Annotated in this window: 17 protein-coding genes; 10 read left to right on the forward strand and 7 right to left on the reverse strand. The window is 72.2% G+C overall.

The window, feature by feature from the left end; translation table 11 throughout:
- Positions 1-41: 41 nt before the first annotated feature.
- Complete coding sequence (locus tag ACZ7MX_RS37525; protein WP_030812873.1) at positions 42-983, forward strand: ROK family glucokinase; 942 nt, start codon at positions 42-44, stop codon at positions 981-983.
- Between the two features lie 8 nt (positions 984-991).
- A complete protein-coding gene (locus tag ACZ7MX_RS37530; protein WP_472138905.1) occupies positions 992-1,747 on the forward strand; it encodes an endonuclease/exonuclease/phosphatase family protein in 756 nt (251 codons plus the stop codon).
- Between the two features lies 1 nt (position 1,748).
- Here the strand turns inward: ACZ7MX_RS37530 and ACZ7MX_RS37535 are convergent, their stop codons facing one another.
- Positions 1,749-2,288, reverse strand: coding sequence for a hypothetical protein (locus tag ACZ7MX_RS37535; protein ID WP_472138907.1), 540 nt, complete (start codon positions 2,286-2,288; stop codon positions 1,749-1,751).
- The gene (locus ACZ7MX_RS37540; protein ID WP_472138909.1) at positions 2,275-3,081 is read right to left on the reverse strand and encodes an alpha/beta hydrolase; all 807 of its coding nucleotides are present in this window, start codon (positions 3,079-3,081) and stop codon (positions 2,275-2,277) included. Before ACZ7MX_RS37540 ends, ACZ7MX_RS37535 begins: the two co-directional genes overlap by 14 nt.
- A gap of 207 nt (positions 3,082-3,288) precedes the next feature.
- Between ACZ7MX_RS37540 and ACZ7MX_RS37545 the strand changes: the two genes are divergently transcribed.
- From ACZ7MX_RS37545 to ACZ7MX_RS37565, 5 genes are all read left to right on the forward strand, one after another.
- The gene (locus ACZ7MX_RS37545) at positions 3,289-4,023 is read left to right on the forward strand and encodes a lysophospholipid acyltransferase family protein (protein ID WP_030415475.1); all 735 of its coding nucleotides are present in this window, start codon (positions 3,289-3,291) and stop codon (positions 4,021-4,023) included.
- Positions 4,024-4,088: 65 nt separating this feature from the next.
- Positions 4,089-5,378, forward strand: coding sequence for a MacS family sensor histidine kinase (gene macS / locus ACZ7MX_RS37550; protein ID WP_472138911.1), 1,290 nt, complete (start codon positions 4,089-4,091; stop codon positions 5,376-5,378).
- Complete coding sequence (locus ACZ7MX_RS37555) at positions 5,375-6,046, forward strand: response regulator (protein ID WP_030415477.1); 672 nt, start codon at positions 5,375-5,377, stop codon at positions 6,044-6,046. Before macS ends, ACZ7MX_RS37555 begins: the two co-directional genes overlap by 4 nt.
- Before the next feature lie 213 nt (positions 6,047-6,259).
- Positions 6,260-7,288, forward strand: coding sequence for a 6-phosphofructokinase (locus tag ACZ7MX_RS37560; protein ID WP_472138913.1), 1,029 nt, complete (start codon positions 6,260-6,262; stop codon positions 7,286-7,288).
- 110 nt (positions 7,289-7,398) lie between these two features.
- Positions 7,399-8,415, forward strand: a complete 1,017-nt coding sequence (locus ACZ7MX_RS37565) for a 2-hydroxyacid dehydrogenase (RefSeq protein WP_472138914.1) — start codon at positions 7,399-7,401, stop codon at positions 8,413-8,415.
- On the opposite strand, the gene ACZ7MX_RS37570 is transcribed toward ACZ7MX_RS37565, so the two are convergent.
- Entirely contained in the window at positions 8,381-10,390 is a 2,010-nt protein-coding gene (locus ACZ7MX_RS37570; RefSeq protein WP_472138916.1) for an anthranilate synthase family protein, read from the reverse strand. The two genes, ACZ7MX_RS37565 and ACZ7MX_RS37570, sit on opposite strands and share 35 nt — an antisense overlap.
- A gap of 110 nt (positions 10,391-10,500) precedes the next feature.
- Entirely contained in the window at positions 10,501-10,563 is a 63-nt protein-coding gene (locus ACZ7MX_RS37575) for a trp operon leader peptide (protein ID WP_472138930.1), read from the reverse strand.
- Between the two features lie 92 nt (positions 10,564-10,655).
- Between ACZ7MX_RS37575 and ACZ7MX_RS37580 the strand changes: the two genes are divergently transcribed.
- Together ACZ7MX_RS37580 and ACZ7MX_RS37585 are read left to right on the forward strand one after the other, a co-directional pair.
- The gene (locus ACZ7MX_RS37580) at positions 10,656-12,005 is read left to right on the forward strand and encodes a class II 3-deoxy-7-phosphoheptulonate synthase (protein ID WP_472138918.1); all 1,350 of its coding nucleotides are present in this window, start codon (positions 10,656-10,658) and stop codon (positions 12,003-12,005) included.
- Between the two features lie 204 nt (positions 12,006-12,209).
- Positions 12,210-12,512 carry a (2Fe-2S)-binding protein gene (locus tag ACZ7MX_RS37585; RefSeq protein WP_472138920.1) on the forward strand — a complete coding sequence of 101 codons (303 nt, stop codon included), beginning with the start codon at positions 12,210-12,212 and terminating at the stop codon, positions 12,510-12,512.
- A 3-nt stretch (positions 12,513-12,515) separates the two neighbouring features.
- Here ACZ7MX_RS37585 and bfr read toward each other — a convergent pair whose 3' ends face one another.
- On the reverse strand, positions 12,516-12,992 hold the full coding sequence (bfr, locus tag ACZ7MX_RS37590; RefSeq protein WP_472138922.1) for a bacterioferritin: 477 nt from the start codon (positions 12,990-12,992) through the stop codon (positions 12,516-12,518).
- A 156-nt stretch (positions 12,993-13,148) separates the two neighbouring features.
- Here bfr and ACZ7MX_RS37595 point away from each other — a divergent pair, with 156 nt between their 5' ends.
- Positions 13,149-13,772 carry a sulfite oxidase-like oxidoreductase gene (locus ACZ7MX_RS37595; RefSeq protein WP_030415484.1) on the forward strand — a complete coding sequence of 208 codons (624 nt, stop codon included), beginning with the start codon at positions 13,149-13,151 and terminating at the stop codon, positions 13,770-13,772.
- A gap of 19 nt (positions 13,773-13,791) precedes the next feature.
- Here the strand turns inward: ACZ7MX_RS37595 and ACZ7MX_RS37600 are convergent, their stop codons facing one another.
- Together ACZ7MX_RS37600 and pknB are read right to left on the reverse strand one after the other, a co-directional pair.
- Complete coding sequence (locus tag ACZ7MX_RS37600) at positions 13,792-14,691, reverse strand: deoxyribonuclease IV (RefSeq protein WP_472138924.1); 900 nt, start codon at positions 14,689-14,691, stop codon at positions 13,792-13,794.
- A gap of 52 nt (positions 14,692-14,743) precedes the next feature.
- Positions 14,744-16,705: a Stk1 family PASTA domain-containing Ser/Thr kinase gene (pknB, locus tag ACZ7MX_RS37605; protein WP_472138932.1), complete on the reverse strand. Its 1,962-nt coding sequence runs from the start codon at positions 16,703-16,705 to the stop codon at positions 14,744-14,746.
- Between the last annotated feature and the right edge of the window lie 352 nt (positions 16,706-17,057).

The raw sequence follows: 17,057 nt of genomic DNA on the forward strand, positions 1-17,057 counted from the left end.
GGTGGGTCCCGGCGGGGTTCGAGCGAAAAACTGAGGGACACATGGGACTCACCATCGGCGTCGACATCGGCGGCACGAAGATCGCGGCCGGCGTGGTCGACGAAGAGGGTTCGATCCTTGAGACGTGCAAGGTACCGACCCCCCAGGCCACCGATGCCCTGACCGAGGCCATCGCGGACGCGGTCCGCACGGTAGGTGCCGGCCACCACATCGAGGCAGTGGGCATCGGGGCCGCCGGCTACGTCGACGAGAAGCGCGCCACGGTCCTGTTCGCACCGAACATCGACTGGCGCCACGAACCGCTCAAGGACAAGGTCGAACAGCGCGTCGGCCTCCCCGTCGTCGTCGAGAACGACGCCAACGCCGCAGCCTGGGGCGAGTACCGCTTCGGTGCCGGCCAGGGCCACAGCGACGTCATCTGCATCACCCTCGGCACGGGCCTCGGCGGCGGCATCATCATCGGCAACAAGCTGCGCCGCGGCCGCTTCGGCGTCGCCGCGGAGTTCGGCCACATCCGGGTCGTGCCGGACGGCCTGCTGTGCGGCTGCGGCAGCCAGGGCTGCTGGGAGCAGTACGCCTCCGGCCGCGCCCTGCTGCGCTACGCCAGGCAGCGCGCCTTCGCCACCCCCGAGAACGCCCAGATCCTGCTGTCGCTCGGCGACGGCACCTCCGAGGGCATCGAGGGCCGGCACGTCAGCGAGGCCGCCCGCCAGGGCGACCCGGTCGCCATCGACTCGTTCCGCGAACTGGCCCGCTGGGCCGGTGCGGGCCTGGCCGACCTCGCCTCGCTGTTCGACCCGTCGGCCTTCATCGTCGGCGGCGGCGTCTCGGACGAGGGCGAACTGGTCCTGGAACCGATCCGCAAGTCCTTCCGGCGCTGGCTGGTCGGCAACCAGTACCGGCCGCACGCCCAGGTCCTCGCCGCCCAGCTCGGCGGCAAGGCGGGACTGGTGGGGGCGGCCGACCTGGCGCGCCAGGGCTGACCGCGGTGGTGGCCGAGCACCCCGGACTCCCGGCGTCCGGCACCGAGGAGGACGCCGTACGGGTCCGCGTGCTCAGCTACAACATCCGCTCGATGCGCGACGACCGGGCGGCGCTGGCCAGGGTCATCCGGGCCTGCGCCGCCGATCTCGTGCTGATCCAGGAGGCGCCGCGGTTCTTCCGCTGGCGCAAGGCCGCCGAGCGGCTGGCCCGGTCGGCGGGTCTGGTGTACGTCACCGGCGGCGGGACGACCGCGGGCCCGATGATCCTCGCCACGCTCCGCGCCCATGTGGAGCGCACCGAGGACGTCCTGCTGCCCCGCACCCCCGGCCTGCACCAGCGCGGTCTCGCCACCGCCGTGGTCCGGATCGGCGGGGCCCGGCTCGGCGTCGTGAGCGCTCACCTCAGCCTCGCCGACCGGGAGCGGTACGAGCAGGCCGGGCTGCTGCTGGAGCGGCTGGCCGGCCTCGGGACGCGGCACGCGGTCGTCGGCGGGGATCTGAACGACCGGCCGGAGGGCCGCAGCTTCCGGCGGCTGGCGGACCGGCTCACGGACGCCTGGGCGGCCGAGCCGTGGGGCGGGGAGTTCACCTCCACACCCCACCAGCCGGTGCAGCGCATCGACGCCGTCCTCACCACGGACGGCGTCGAGGTGCTGGGCTGCGGGGTGCCGCACGGGCTACCCGGCGTACGCGAGGCGGACCTGCTGGCCGCCTCGGATCATCTGCCGGTGCTGGCCGCCCTGCGGGTGCCGGCCGGGGACTGACTCACACCACCGCGCCGCCGCCCGGCAGCTGGTCGTCGTCCTCGTCGTCGTTCTTCATCCGGGCCACGAGCGTGGCGAAGCCGCCGAGGAAGCCGCCGATGCCCAGGACCGTGCTCCACCACGTCACCGGCTGCTCGAAGACCACCAGGGCGATCAGCAGCAGCGGGCCGCCGAGCACCGCGAGCCAGGCGAACTTGGTGGTGGTGTCGGCCTTCGGCAGCGGCGGCGGCTCGGGCGGGGTGAAGTGGCCCTCGTCGGTCTCGTCGAAGTCGTCGTCGGACGGTTCGGCGGCGTTCCAGTCCCGCGGGCCGACGCCCGGTGCGTAGACCACGAAGCTGCCCGGGCGGTCGGTGCCGGCCTTCCCCGGGTCGCCGGGCCCGCCCTTGCGGTCCTTCGCCCCGCCGTCCTCGTCGGGCCGCTGGGCGGGCGCGTCGTCGTCCGCGGGGAACGACGGCTGCTTGCCGTAGCCCGCGACGATCTCCGCCCAGGCGGCTTCCTCGTCCAGCGGGTCCCGGGGGTCGCGGGGGCTACGCTCCGCCACTGGCCGCCGTCCCCTTCCGGGCCGCGTCCACGGTGTCCGCGCCCGCCTGCGGGGCGAGCCGGGAGACGAAGGCGAAGGTGTCCTCGAAGATCTTCTCCGCGTCGTGGTCGAGCGGGGCGACGTGGTAGCTGCGCTCCAGCAGGGTCTGCCGGACGTCCGTCGAGGAGACCCGGGCGAGGATCCGCTCGGAGTCCACCGGCGGGACGATGTGGTCCTGCGGGCTGGTCATCACCAGCAACGGCTGGGTGACGGACGGGAGTTCGGAGTCCACCAGCTGGAAGAACCGGCGCAGCGAGTACGCGGCGTGCAACGGCACCCGGGCGTAGGCCAGCTCCTCGGCGCCGGGCTTGGCGATGTCGTTGGACACGCCCTTGGTCGTGCGGACCAGATGGCGCAGCACCGGAAGCAGCGGCGCCGCGGCATCATGGACCTTGTTGGCCGGGTTGACCACGACCACCCCGCTGACCGCGGCGCCGTGTTTGGCGGCCAGCCGGAGCGCCAGCGCGCCGCCCATCGACAGGCCGCAGACGAAGACCTTCGAGCAGCGCTCGGTCAGCGCCCGCAGCTCGCGGTCGACCTCGGCGTACCAGTCCTGCCAGGTCGTGATCTGCAGGTCCTGCCAGCGGGTGCCGTGACCGGGCAGCAGCGGAAGGGAGACGGTCAGCCCCCGGTCGGCAAGATATTCGGCCCAGGGGCGCAGGGACTGGGGGGAGCCGGTGAAGCCGTGGCACACAAGGACGCCGACCTCTCCGCCGTCGCGGCGGAACGGCTCGGCTCCGGGAAGGAGCGGCACCGGGGGACTCCGTTCGATGAAGGGACCTGGCGAGTTACCTCAGGGTACGCAAAGTGACGGCGGGCGGATAGGTCCGACGGCGCGCGGCCCGGCCGGACCGCCGGACTCCCCGGAGGCCTTGGACGCCCGGTCGGGGCGAGCGTGCCACCCGGGCAGGTTAAGGTCTTTGCGTCACACACAGGAGGCAGTCGGTTGATCTACGGCGCAATGAAGTTTTCCATCGGGGGACCGCTGAAGCTTGCCTTCAGGCCGTGGGTGGAAGGCATCGAGAACGTTCCCGCCGACGGTCCGGCGATCCTCGCGAGCAACCACCTGTCCTTCTCGGACTCGTTCTTCCTGCCCGCGGTGCTCGACCGCAAGGTCACCTTCATCGCGAAGTCGGAGTACTTCACCTCCCCGGGCGTCAAGGGCAAGCTGACCGCCGCGTTCTTCAAGGGCGTGGGCCAGCTGCCGGTGGACCGCTCGGGCGCCCGCGGCGCGGGCGAGGCGGCGATCAAGAGCGGCATAGAGGTCCTCAGGCGCGGTGAGCTGTTCGGCATCTACCCGGAGGGCACCCGCTCCCCGGACGGCCGGCTCTACCGTGGCAAGCCGGGCGGTCTGGCCCGGGTGGCGCTGGCCACCGGCGCGCCGGTCATCCCCGTGGCGATGATCGACACCGAGAAGGTGCAGCCTCCGGGCAAGGTCGTGCCGAAGATGATCCGGCCGGGGATCCGCATCGGCAAGCCGCTGGACTTCACCCGCTACCAGGGCATGGAGGGCGACCGCTTCATCCTGCGGTCGGTCACCGACCAGGTCATGTACGAGATCATGAAGCTCTCCGGCCAGGAGTACGTGGACATCTACGCGACCGCCGCCAAGCGGCAGATCGCGGACGCGGCGAAGGCCGCGGAGGCGAAGAAGAAGGCCGAGGCGGAGCAGGCCAAGAAGGCCGCCGCCGAATAGGCCGACAAGGACGGGCAGGGCCGAGGCCGGGCGCGGGTGCGTCCGGTGAGGGGTGGGGGCCGGCAATGACGGATGCGGACATACGGACGGTGACCGGCGGCATGGCCGCCGCCCGGCGCCACGGCAAGCGCCCTCCGAAGGTGCTGCGGATGTCCGTCGAGCTGCCGCTGTGGCGTGCGCTCACCGGCTACCGGATCCTCACCCTCCTCTACGTCCTCGCGCTGGACGCGATGTCGTACCGCAAGTACGAGCACCCGCTGGTGGCCGCCGCCTACCTGGGCGCGCTCACCCTCTGGATGGCGCTGACCTGGCGGCGGACGACCTCGCCGGAGCGCTGCACCCGCCGCTTCCTCATCGCCGACCTGAGCTTCGCGGTGGGCGGCATCCTGCTGACGACGGTGGTCGACAGCCACGCGCGCATCATGGGCGGCTCGCCCACGCTGCCCTCCATCTGGGCGGCCGGCGCCGTCCTCGGCTTCGCGATCAAGGGCGGCTGGCGCTGGGCCGCGGTGGCCTCCAGCGCCGTGGCGGCCGCCAACCTCGCCGAACGCGAGGTGCTGGCCCGCGACACCCTCCACAACGTGATCCTGGTGTGGGTGGCCAGCGTCGGCCTCGGTTACGTCGTCGAGGTCGCCCGGGCCAGTGAGCGCACTCTCGCCCGGGCCCTGCAGGTCGAGGCCGCCACCCGCGAACGGGAGCGGCTGGCCCGCGACATCCACGACAGCGTGCTGCAGGTCCTGGCGATGGTGCAGCGGCGCGGTGCCGCGATCGGCGGCGAGGCGGCGGAGCTGGGCCGGATGGCGGGCGAGCAGGAGGTCGCGCTGCGCACCCTGGTCTCCGGCGGCCCGGTGTCGCGGCCGCCCGCCCCGGTCCCGGCGCCGACGCCGGCCGCGGTGCCCGTGCCGCCCCTGCCGCCGGCCGCCGACGGGCCCTGTGACGTCCGGGCGCTGCTCGCGCCGTACGCGGGTGCCGGGGTGACCTTCTCCGAGCCGGGCGCCCCGGTCGAGCTGCCGGCCGCCGCGGCGGCGGAGCTCGCGGCCGCTGTCAGTGCCGCGTTGGACAATGTACGGGTCCATGCGGGGGACGGCGCCCAGGCATGGATCCTGGTGGAGGACGAACCGCACGCGGTGGTCGTGACGGTCCGCGATGACGGCCCCGGCATCCCCGAGGGCCGCCTCGCGGACGCCGAGCGCGAGGGCCGCCTGGGGGTGGCCCTGTCGATCCGCGGCCGGCTGCGGGACCTCGGCGGCACCGCGGAATGGGTGTCGGTCCCCGGCCAGGGCACGGAAGTGGAGTTGACGGTCCCCAAGGGCACGGCGCCCGAGGGCGGAAGGCGGGGGAAGACCCGGGCATGACGGAGCAGACGGGCCTGAAGGTGATGGTGGTCGACGACCACCCGATGTGGCGCGACGCGGTGGCGCGGGACCTGGCCGAGGCCGGGTTCGAGGTGGTGGCGACGGCCGGTGACGGCCTCCAGGCGGTCCGCCGGGCGCAGGCCGCCTCGCCGGACGTGCTGGTGCTGGACCTCAATCTGCCGGGCCTGCCCGGCGTACGGGTCTGCCAGGAGCTGGTCGGCGCCAATCCGGCGCTGCGGGTGCTGGTGCTGTCGGCGAGCGGGGAGCACGCCGATGTGCTGGAGGCGGTCAAGTCCGGTGCGACCGGCTATCTGCTGAAGTCGGCGAGCACCGAGGAGTTGCTGGACGCGGTGCGGCGCACGGCCGCCGGGGACGCGGTGTTCACCCCCGGCCTCGCGGGCCTGGTGCTCGGCGAGTACCGCCGGCTGGCCACCGAGCCGGCGCCGGCGACCGCCGACGAGCCGGGCGCCCCGCGGCTGACGGAGCGGGAGACCGAGGTGCTGCGCCTGGTCGCCAAGGGCCTCTCGTACAAGCAGATCGCCGAGCGGCTGGTCATCTCGCACCGCACGGTGCAGAACCACGTCCAGAACACCCTCGGCAAGCTGCAGTTGCACAACCGCGTCGAGCTGGTGCGGTACGCGATAGAGCGCGGTCTGGACGAGGACTGAAGCCGCGCCCGGGCCGGCCTCCCGGAGGGGGAGACGGCGGCCGGGCATGATCGATCCGCTCGTACGGGTGAAGTGGGGGTGTCAACTCCCCGAAAAATCACCGGAATCGCCGCTTCCGGCATCCCGGAGTGACCCAGATCACCATTAGCGTGACCGGCGTCAGCTCAACCACGGCCGTGCGCGGCCACTGACGGGATGTAGGTGATTGCAGCGATGCGGGTCGGAGTACTGACCGGCGGCGGCGACTGCCCCGGACTGAACGCGGTGATCAGGGCAATCGTCCGCAAGGGCACCCAGGAATACGGCTACGACTTCCTCGGCTTCCGGGACGGCTGGCGCGGGCCGCTGGAGAACGACACGGTGCCGCTGGACATCCCCGCGGTGCGCGGCACCCTGCCCCGCGGCGGCACGATCCTCGGCTCCTCGCGGACCAACCCCTTCACGGCACAGGACGGCGTCCGCCGGATCAAGGAGACCCTCGCCAAGCAGGAGGTCGAGGCGCTGATCGCGATCGGCGGCGAGGACACCCTCGGCGTCGCGACCCGGCTGTCCGGCGAGTTCGGCGTCCCCTGCGTCGGCGTCCCCAAGACCATCGACAACGACCTCTCGGCCACGGACTACACCTTCGGCTTCGACACCGCCGTCGGCGTCGCCACCGAGGCCATCGACCGGCTGCACACCACCGCCGAATCGCACATGCGGGTCCTGGTCGTCGAGGTCATGGGCCGGCACGCCGGCTGGATCGCGCTGCACTCCGGCCTCGCCGGCGGCGCCAACGTCATCCTCATCCCCGAGCAGCGCTTCGACGTCGATCAGGTCTGCGGGTGGATCGAGTCCCGCTTCAAGGTCCGCTACGCCCCGATCGTGGTGGTCGCCGAGGGCGCGATGCCCAAGGACGGCCAGATGGTGCTCAAGGACGACTCCCAGGACTCCTTCGGCCACGTCCGGCTCTCCGGCGTGGGGGAGTGGCTGGCCAAGCAGATCGAAGCGCGCACCGGCAAGGAGGCCCGGACCACCGTCCTCGGCCACACCCAGCGCGGCGGTACGCCCAGCGCCTTCGACCGCTGGCTGGCCACCCGTTTCGGCCTGCACGCCATCGAGGCGGTGCACGACGGCGACTTCGGCACGATGGTCGCGCTGCGCGGCACCGACATCGTCCGGGTGCCGATCTCCGAGGCGACCGCCAAGCTGAAGACCGTCGACCCGGCGCTCTACGCCGAGGCCGGGGTCTTCTTCGGCTGACCAGGGCGCCGCCGCTCCGGGCGGCACCGCCGGGCCAGGGGCCGTATATTCGCCGTACACGACATATCCGGCCCCTTGCTCCTGGTGAGCACGTACCGGCGGGAGGGAACGTGGAGATCGTCGCCTTCGGCGTGCAGGCGGACGAGCGGCCGTTCCTGGAGCGCGCCTTCGCCGGCCGCCACCAGGTCCGCAGCCTGGACGTGGTCCTCAACCGCGACACCGCCCCGATCGCCCACGGCTACGAGGTCGTCAGCTCCGACGTCAACGCCGACCTGGGCGCCGACGTGCTGCAGACCCTCGCGGCCGGCGGGACGAAGATGGTCGCCCAGCGCTCCACGGGCTTCAACAACATCGATCTGGAGGCCGCGGCCGATCTCGGGATGAGCATCGGCCGGGTCTGCCACTACTCCCCGTACGCGGTGGCGGAATTCGCCTGGGCGCTCGCGCTGGCCGTCGACCGCAAGATCGTCCGGGCCGCCCGGCGCACCCGTAACTTCGACTTCCGGCTCAACGGCCTGATGGGCCGCGACCTGCGCGGCCGCACCGCCGGCGTGCTCGGCACCGGCCGGATCGGCGGGGCGTTCACAAGGATCGCCCACGGCTTCGGCATGGACCTGCTGGGCTGGGACCTCGTCGAGAACCCGCACTGCACGGCGCTGGGCATGACGTACGTCCCCCGCGAGCGGCTGTTCGCCGAGGCCGACCTGATCTCCCTGCACCTCCCGCTGACGGACGAGACCCGGCACCTCGTCGACGCCGCCGCGCTGGCCCTCATGAAGGACGACGCCATCCTGGTCAACACCGGCCGCGGCGGCCTGGTCGACACCCGTGCGCTGGTCCGCACGCTCAAGGCCGGCAGGCTCACCGGTGTCGCGCTGGACGTCTACGAGGAGGAGTCCGGGCTCTTCTCCTACGACCGGTCCCTGGACGTCATCGACGACGACACCCTCGCCCGCCTGATGACCTTCGCCAACGTGCTGGTCACCTCGCACCAGGCGTACTTCACCGAGGATGCGGTGGGCCAGATCACCGAGGCCACCGTGACCAACGTCGAGGACTACCTCGCCCACCGCACCAACGAGAACATGCTGGTCACACGAGGACAGCTGCCAGCAGCTGCGCGGTGACCGCGGCCCCGTCCAGGGTCAGCACCGACTCCGGGTGGAACTGCACCCCCGCGAAGCCCGGACCGCGCAGCGCATGCACCTCGCCGGACTCCGCGTCCCGGCTCAACTCCACCCGGTGCATGGCCAGTTCGGCCTCCGTGCGGTCGTCGCAGCGGGCCGTGAAGGTGTTGTAGAAGCCGACCGTCTCGGGCCGCCCGAAGAAGTCGATCCGCTCCTGCGCCCCCTGGAAGGGCACCTCCTTGCGGACGATCTCCAGACCCAGCTCCGCGGCGAGCAGTTCGTGGCCCAGGCAGACGCCCAACAGGCCGTGCCGGTGCCGGGCGACCAGCTCCGCGGTCAGCGACCGCAGGAAGCGCATCTTCGGATCGGCCGGGTCCGACGGATCGCCCGGCCCCGGGCCCAGCACGACCGGCCCCTCGTGCGCCAGGGCCGCCGCGCGCAGCCCCGGCTCGTCGAACCGGCGCACCGTCACCGTCAGCCCCGACGTCCGCAGCAGATGCGCCAGCATCGCGGTGAAGGTGTCCTCCGCGTCGACCACCAGCGCGTGCCCGCTCAGCTCGGCGGTCGGCGCGGTGGTCTGCATCCGCAGCCAGAACGGCGCCAGGTCCGCGCGGCGGGCGTCCAGGGCGGCGCGCACCCGCGGATCGTCGGCCAGCCGCGGCGGCCGCCCGCCGTCCGCCGACCGCGCCGGTGCCTGGCGTACGCCCAGCGCGGTCAGTACGCCCGCCGCCTTCGCATGCGTCTCGGCGACCTCGCTCTCCGGGTCGGAGGCGCGCACCAGCGTGGCGCCGACCGGCACCCGCAGCCGGCCCCCGGCGGTGATGTCCGCGGTCCGGATCAGGATCGGCGAGTCCAGCGTCTGCGCCCCGCCCGCGTCCCGGCCGATCAGCGCCAGCGCGCCCGCGTAGTAGCCGCGCCCCCGCCCGTCCGGGCCGACCGGCTCGTGCCGCTCGATGACCCGGCAGGCGTTCTGCACCGGCGACCCGGTGACCGTCGCCGCGAACATCGTCTCCTTCAGCACCTCGCGCACATCGAGGGTGGACCGGCCGCGCAGCTCGTACTCGGTGTGGGCGAGGTGCGCCATCTCCTTGAGCCGGGGCCCGATCACCACCCCGCCCCGGTCGCCGACCGTGCACATCATCTTGAGCTCCTCGTCCACCACCATGGACAGCTCCTCGACCTCCTTGCGGTCTCCGAGGAACGCCAGCAGGCTCTCCGCGGTGGGGCCGCCGGCCGGGTACCGGTAGGTGCCGCTGATCGGATTCATCACGACGGTGCCCGCCCGTCGCCCGCCACCGCCCCGGGAGGAGAGCGCTTCGCGCTCGCTGAGCCCACCTGTCATCCGGACGTGGACCTCCGGGCTGGCGCCGACCAGCGTGCGCACACCGGGGCGGTGCACGACGTACGTCCAGTACGCGCCGCGCTCGCCGGCCAGCAGCCGCCGGAACAGCGCCAGCGCGTCGGCCGCCGAGAAGTCCGCGATCGAGCCCTCGAAGGTCCGGCGGATGACGAAGTTGGCGCCCTCGCCGGTGCCGATCTCCTCCCGCACCACCCGCTCGACGATCTCCGCGTACCGCTCGTCCGACACGTCGAACGCCCCGTCCGCCACCCGTACGTCGTGCGCGGGCAGCGCCGCCAGCACCTCGTCCAGCGGCAGCTCGCAGGTCTCATCGGGGCGCAGTACGGCCAGCGGGGTGCCGTCGTCATGGGCGTGGAAGCCGCGCTCGCGGATCTGCCGGAAGGGGACCAGCGCGAGCGCGTCGGTCACCGGCGCGCCGGGCGCCGTCCCACCCAGTGGGATGTCCGCCAGCCGCTCGACCTCGGTGATCTCCCCGATCAGCACCTCGACGGTCTCACCGTCCTCCCGGCCGGGGGAGCGGCGGCGCAGCAGGGCGAACGGGGGGCCGGCGGGGTCGAGCAGCCGCCGGACGAGCGCGGCGGCATCGGGGCGGTCGTCGGGTCGTACGCGGTGCATGGCGGTTCCTTCCGGGTGGGCCGGAAAGGCCGGGGGAGGGGGACGACCGCCGGAAACGCCGAAGGCCGCCCCTCGGGCGGCCTTCGCGGAGTGTGGGATGTGCGCGCGAATCAGTGGGCCGCCGGATGAGCGGTCCACCACCAGTTCATGGTCGGCATCGATCGCGTGCACATGCGGCGCACCCTACCGGACCGTCCGGGTGCCGTGCGTCTCACAGTCCGGATGCCGGACGGACACCCCCACCGGACCCCGTAATGTGGGGCATGTGACCGTGAACGCTGAAACCCACGCCGGTGGCAACACCTGGCGACACCTTCCCGCGGCGCAGCAGCCCGACTGGCCGGACCACGAGGCTCTGCGCGATGTGATCGCGGAGCTCGAGTCCTATCCGCCGCTCGTCTTCGCGGGCGAGTGCGACCAGCTGCGTGAGCGCCTGGGAGCCGTCGCCCGTGGTGAGGCGTTCCTGCTCCAGGGCGGCGACTGCGCGGAGGCCTTCGACGCCGTCTCCGCCGAGCACATCCGCAACAAGCTCAAGACCCTCCTGCAGATGGGCGCCGTCCTGACCTACGCCGGCTCGGTGCCGGTGGTCAAGGTCGGCCGGATCGCCGGCCAGTACAGCAAGCCGCGCTCCAAGCCCACCGAGACCCGTGACGGCGTGACCCTGCCGACGTACCGCGGCGACTCCGTCAACGGCTTCGAGTTCACCGAGGCGGCCCGCATTCCGGACCCGCAGCGGCTGAAGCGGATGTACCACGCCTCCGCGGCGACCCTGAACCTCGTGCGCGCCTTCACCACCGGCGGCTACGCCGACCTGCGCCAGGTGCACGCCTGGAACCAGGACTTCGTGAAGTCCTCGCCCTCGGGGCAGCGCTACGAGGCGCTGGCCCGCGAGATCGACCGGGCGATGAACTTCATGAACGCCTGCGGGGTGGACCCGGAGGAGTTCCGGACGGTGGAGTTCTACTCCTCCCACGAGGCGCTGGTGCTCGACTACGAGTCGGCGCTGACCCGGGTGGACTCGCGCACCGGCAAGCTCTACGACGTCTCCGGGCACATGCTCTGGATCGGCGAGCGGACCCGGCAGCTGGACCACGCGCACATCGAGTTCGCCTCCCGCATCCGCAACCCGATCGGCGTCAAGCTGGGCCCGACGACCACCGCGGAGGACGCGCTCACCCTCATCGAGCGCCTCGACCCGGAGCGTGAGCCGGGCCGGCTGACCTTCATCACCCGCATGGGCGCGGACAAGATCCGCGACAAGCTCCCCGAGCTGGTCGACAAGGTCACCGCCTCCGGCGCGCAGGTCGCCTGGATCTGCGACCCGATGCACGGCAACACCTTCGAGGCGGCCTCCGGGCACAAGACCCGGCGCTTCGACGACGTGCTGGACGAGGTCAAGGGCTTCTTCGAGGTCCACAAGGGCCTCGGCACGCACCCGGGCGGCATCCACGTCGAGCTGACCGGCGACGACGTCACCGAGTGCGTGGGCGGCGGCGACGAGATCTTCGTCGACGACCTGCACCAGCGCTACGAGACCGCCTGCGACCCGCGGCTCAACCGCAGCCAGTCGCTGGACCTGGCCTTCCTGGTGGCGGAGATGTACCGCGATCAGTGATCGCCGGTGAACGTGAGTGGGGCGCGGATCTGTGATCCGCGCCCCACTGCGTCGTCCGGGGCCCGCCGGGCGTTGTGGAGCCAGGAGGTGCCGGGTAAGGTAAGGGTAACCTCACTCAAGATCGGCTGGACCGGTCGACGAGGTCCTTCCGCCGACCAGTCGCCGGAACCGTCCCGAGCCGCCCCCTCACGGAGGAGACCCCGCGTGTACGTCTGCTCTTGCTTCGGGGTCACCGAGCAGCAGGTCCGCCGGCACGCGGCGACGGGCGCCTGCACGCCCCGCCAGATCGCCTCCGCCTGCAAGGCCGGCACCGACTGCGGCAACTGCGTGCGCCGTATCCAGGCGCTGCTCGGACGGGGCGCCTGCCCGCGCCGGGAGCTCATCGAGGACGGCGCCGACCCGCTGGCCGCAGAGCGGACGTCCGGGTTGTCGCCGGCGGACGGGCTGTCGCCGGCGGACGCGGAGGAGGACGCCGCGGGGCCCGCGGCGCTCCCGGAGGCCGCGTAGCCGTCAGCTCGGCTGCTCGATCACCTGGGCGATGTACAGCGCCTCCCCGAGCTTCTCCACCAGCTCCAGCTGGGTGTCGAGGTAGTCGATGTGGTGCTCCTCGTCCGCGAGGATGTCCTCGAAGATGTTCGCCGAGGTGATGTCGCCCTTGCTGCGCATCAGCTCGATTCCGCGCTTGAGCCGGTCGATCGCCTCGACCTCGATCTGCCGGTCCGCCTGGAACATCTCGGTGACGGTCTGGCCGACCCGCACGTGGAACAGCCGCTGGTAATTCGGCAGCCCGTCGAGGAAGAGAATCCGGTCGGTCAGCACCTCCGCATGCTTCATCTCGTCGAACGATTCGGCGCGGGTGTACTTCGCGAGCTTGGTCCAGCCGTAGTTCTCCTGCATCTTGGCGTGCAGGAAGTACTGGTTGATGGCGGTCAGCTCGGCGGTCAGCTGCTCGTTGAGGAATTCGATGACCTCGGGGTCGCCCTGCATGGCTGCGGGCTCCTTCCACGCGAGAACTGGGCAGGTGCCGCGCATCCTCGCACCGCCCTCGGCGGACCGTCCAGTAAGTACACGCTTAGTACGAGTTGCCCGATTCTCTCCCTCCCTGGTCATCGGCACCCCTTCCGGTCTGACAACATGGAGGGCATGGGTCAGCCGGAAAGCCGCGAAGAGGAGCATCCGCAGCTTCCTCCGGGGCAGCGGCTCCAGCGGGGCTGGCCGGTGACGCATTACGGCCCGGTCCCGAAGTTCCGCCCCGAACGCTGGGAGTTCCGCGCGTTCGGCGCCACCGCGGACGACGCGAAACACTGCTGGTCGCACGAAGAATTCACGGCGCTGCCGTATGCCACGGTCGTCTCCGACATGCACTGCGTGACGAAATTCAGCATGCTGGGCGCCGAATGGGGCGGGGTGCTCACCAAGACCATTCTTGATCTCGCGCCGCCCGCGCCCGATGTCACCCATGTGATGGTGTGGGCCGAATACGGCTTCAGCTCGAATCTCCGGCTGGCGGATTTTGCCGCCGAGAACTGCATTTTCGCCACCCACCGCTCGGGGGAACTGCTCACCGCCGAGCACGGTTTCCCGGTCCGGCTGATCGTGCCGCACCTCTACGCCTGGAAGGGCCCCAAATGGGTCCGCGGCATCGAGTACATGCGGGCCGACCGCCGCGGCTTCTGGGAGGAGCGCGGCTACCACAACCTGGGCGACCCCTGGCAGGAGCAGCGCTACTCCTACCAGGAGGAGCCCGGGGACGGCCCCGAGCTCTGACCCCGGCCGGGTCGCGCCGTCAGCCGTCCCGGAGCTTCTTCAGCCGCTCGACGTCCCCCGCGTGCCCCTCCTTGCCGCCCGGCGTCTCGATGACCAGCGGGACGCCCTCGGTGGCCGGATGGCTCATCAGCGCCCGGAACGCGTCCTCGCCGATGTGCCCGGCGCCGATGTTCGCGTGCCGGTCCTTGTGGGCGCCCACCACGTCCTTGGAGTCATTGGCGTGGATCAGCTTCAGCCGCCCCTCGCCGACCGTCCCGACCAGCAGGTCGAGCGTCTGCTGCGTCCCGTTCGGCCCGGTCAGGTCGTGCCCCGCCGCGAAGATGTGGCAGGTGTCCAGGCAGACCCCCAGCTTCGGATGCGCGTCCAGCGCCTCGAAGTACGGCCCGAAGTCCCAGGTCCGGGAACACAGCGACGCGCCCTGACCCGCGGTCGACTCCAGCAGCAGATCCGGGTCGTCGGGGTGCGTCAGCTCGTCGAGCAGCGGCAGCAACCGTGCCCTGACCTGCGCCAGCGCCTCCGCACGCGGCCGGCCGCCGGTCGCGGACCCGGTGTGCACGACCACCCCGAGCGCGCCGATGTCCCGGCCGCGCCGCAGCGAGTGACGCAACGACTCCACCGACCGCTCCACGGTGGCCTCGGTGTGCGAACCGAAGTTGATCAGGTACGGCGCATGGACGTACGCCGGCAGGCCCTGCAGCGCACAGGCCGCCCGGAACGCCTCGTCCTGCTCGGGGTTGCCGGGCGGCGTCGCCCAGCCGCGCGGATTGGCCACGAAGACCTGCACGGCCTCGGCGCCCATCTCGCGGGCGTAGGTGATACCTGTCTTGGCCAGCCCGCCGGCCACCGGCACATGGCCGCCGACCGGATTACGGGCCCGGGCGGACCGTCCGGCGTCCTGGGGGGAGGGGGTTTCGCTCACCCTCCAAGGGTGCCAGGCGCCGGACGGCCCCCTGTTCCGAGGGGCATCCCGGCTACAGGGCGCCCTTCAGCTTGATCGTGATCGTGCTGCCCTTCGGCGCCTTCTCGCCCGGGTCGACGGACTGGGTGTCCACCTCGTCCTGCGGGAACAGGAACGGCTTCTTCACCTCGACCCGGAAGCCGAGCGCGGTCAGCTCCTTCTTGGCGTCCTCGACGTTCTTGCCGGTCACATCGGGCACCGGGACCATCTCCGGGCCCTTGGAGAGCGTGAGGGTGACCGTCTCGCCCGTGCCGACCGGCTTCCCCACCCCCGGGTCCTGCCGGGCGACCGTGCCCTTGTCCTGCGGCGAGAACACCGGCTCCTCGGCGAACTTCACATGCAGCCCCTTGGCCTGCAGCGCGGCCTCGGCGTCCGCCCGGTCGCTGCCGATCACGCTGGGCATGTCGATCTGGGCGCCCCGGCTGATGACCAGCGCCACCGCCGTGTCGGGCCGCCGCTTGCTGCCCGCGGCCGGGTCCGTACGGATCACCGAGCCCGCGGCGACCTCCTTGTCGAAGTCCTGGCTCTCGGTGCCCGGCACCAGCCCGAGGTCGCGCAGCTTCCGCTTGGCGTCCGCGACCGGAGTCCCGGACAGATCGGGCACCGTGACGTGATTCGGGCCACGGGAGACGGTGATCGTGACCGTCCCCGTACCGCGGATCCGCCCACCGGTCGCCGGGACGGTCTTCATCACGTGCCCGCGCGCCACGTTGGAGCTGAAACCGCGCACGACCTTGACGCCCAGCCCCGCGTCCCGCAGCGTCTTGGCGGCCTTGGCCTGCGTCATGTCCAGCACCGGGGGAACGCTGGTGAACTGGCCAAAATTGATGTACCAGACGCCCGTACCCACGCCGAGGACCAGCAGCACGGCCGCGATGATCGTGGCCAGCCGGCGCCGCTGCAGCAGCCCGCCGGCCGCGGCGGGCGCCGCGGCCGGGACCGGACGCAGCCGAGCCGTCCGCTCCTCCGGCACCGGGGGCACTTCCAGCCGGCTGGTGCGGTTCAGCGCCGCCTCGTCCGCACCCGGCAGCGGCAGCTGTACGCCACCGGGCCGGGGTATCACGTCCGTGGCCTCCGCGTCGGAGTCCGCCGGCACCTCGTTGGCGCCCGGCGGGACGACGTCCAGCTCCTCGTCGGTCAGCGCCGCCCGGGCCGCCCGGGCCCGCGACAGCAGCGCCACCGCGTCCTGCGGGCGCGCCTGCGGATCCCGGACGGTGGCCAGCGCGACCAGCTCGTCCAGCTGCCCGGCGAGCCCCGGCACCCGCTCGGACGGCGGCGTGACGTCCTCGTGCAGGTGCTGGTAGAGCACCTGCGCCACGGAACCGCCGGTGTGCGGCTTGGCGCCGGTGAGCATCTCGTAGAGCACCACGCCGCACGCGTACACGTCGACCCGGGCGTCCGCGGTGCCGTGCTCCAGCTGCTCGGGCGCCAGGTAGGAGACCGTCCCCAGCACCGAGCCGGTCGAGGCGGTGGTGTTCGTGTCCACCGCCCGCACCAGCCCGAAGTCGGCGACCTTGACCCGCCCGTCGTCGCCGATCAGGACGTTCTCGGGCTTCATGTCGCGGTGCACGAGCCCGGCGCGGTGCGCGGCCCCGAGCGCCGCCAGGATCGGCTCCAGGATGTCCAGCGCGGCCCGCGGCTGCAGGGCGCCGCGCTCGCGCAGCACGTCCCGCAGGGTGCAGCCGGCGACGTACTCCATCGCCAGATAGACGTACGTACCGTCGGTGCCCTGGTCGAAGACGCCCACCACGTTCGGGTGCGACAGCCGCGCGACGGACTTCGCCTCCCGGATGAAGCGCTCGACGAACGCACCGTCCTCGGCGAGGCCCGGGTGCATCACCTTCAGCGCGAGCACCCGGTCGAGGCGGGTGTCCACGGCCCGGTAGACCGTGGCCATCCCCCCTGCGGCGATCCGCGCCTGGACGCGATAGCGGCCGTCGAGCAGCTGACCCACGAGGGGATCTTGGAGCGTCATATCCACGGCAGCCGAGTCTATTCGCCCCACGTACCTGTCTCTCCCGCCGCGGGTCGCTGCGCTTGGCTTTCCTCCCACGTACCTGGCCGTCCCGCCGTCGGGGTTGCTCGCCGGTGTGGTTTGCGGCGCGCCCGCGCGTACCCGTCTGCGACCCCGCGGGTCGTCTCGCCGTTGCGCTTTGCGGCGCCCCGCATGTAGCTGTCTGCGGTGCCGCGGGGCGTCTGGCCGTTGCGCCTGCGGCGGGCTGGGTTTGTGGTGGGTGCGGTGACGGGCCTGCGGGGCCTTGTTCGTGGACTGCTGGCGCTTTACGTCCACGAACAAGGCCCCTCCGGCCCGTCCCCTCCCGTTGGGG

It is taken from the genome of Streptomyces sp. NPDC107765 (assembly GCF_055657085.1).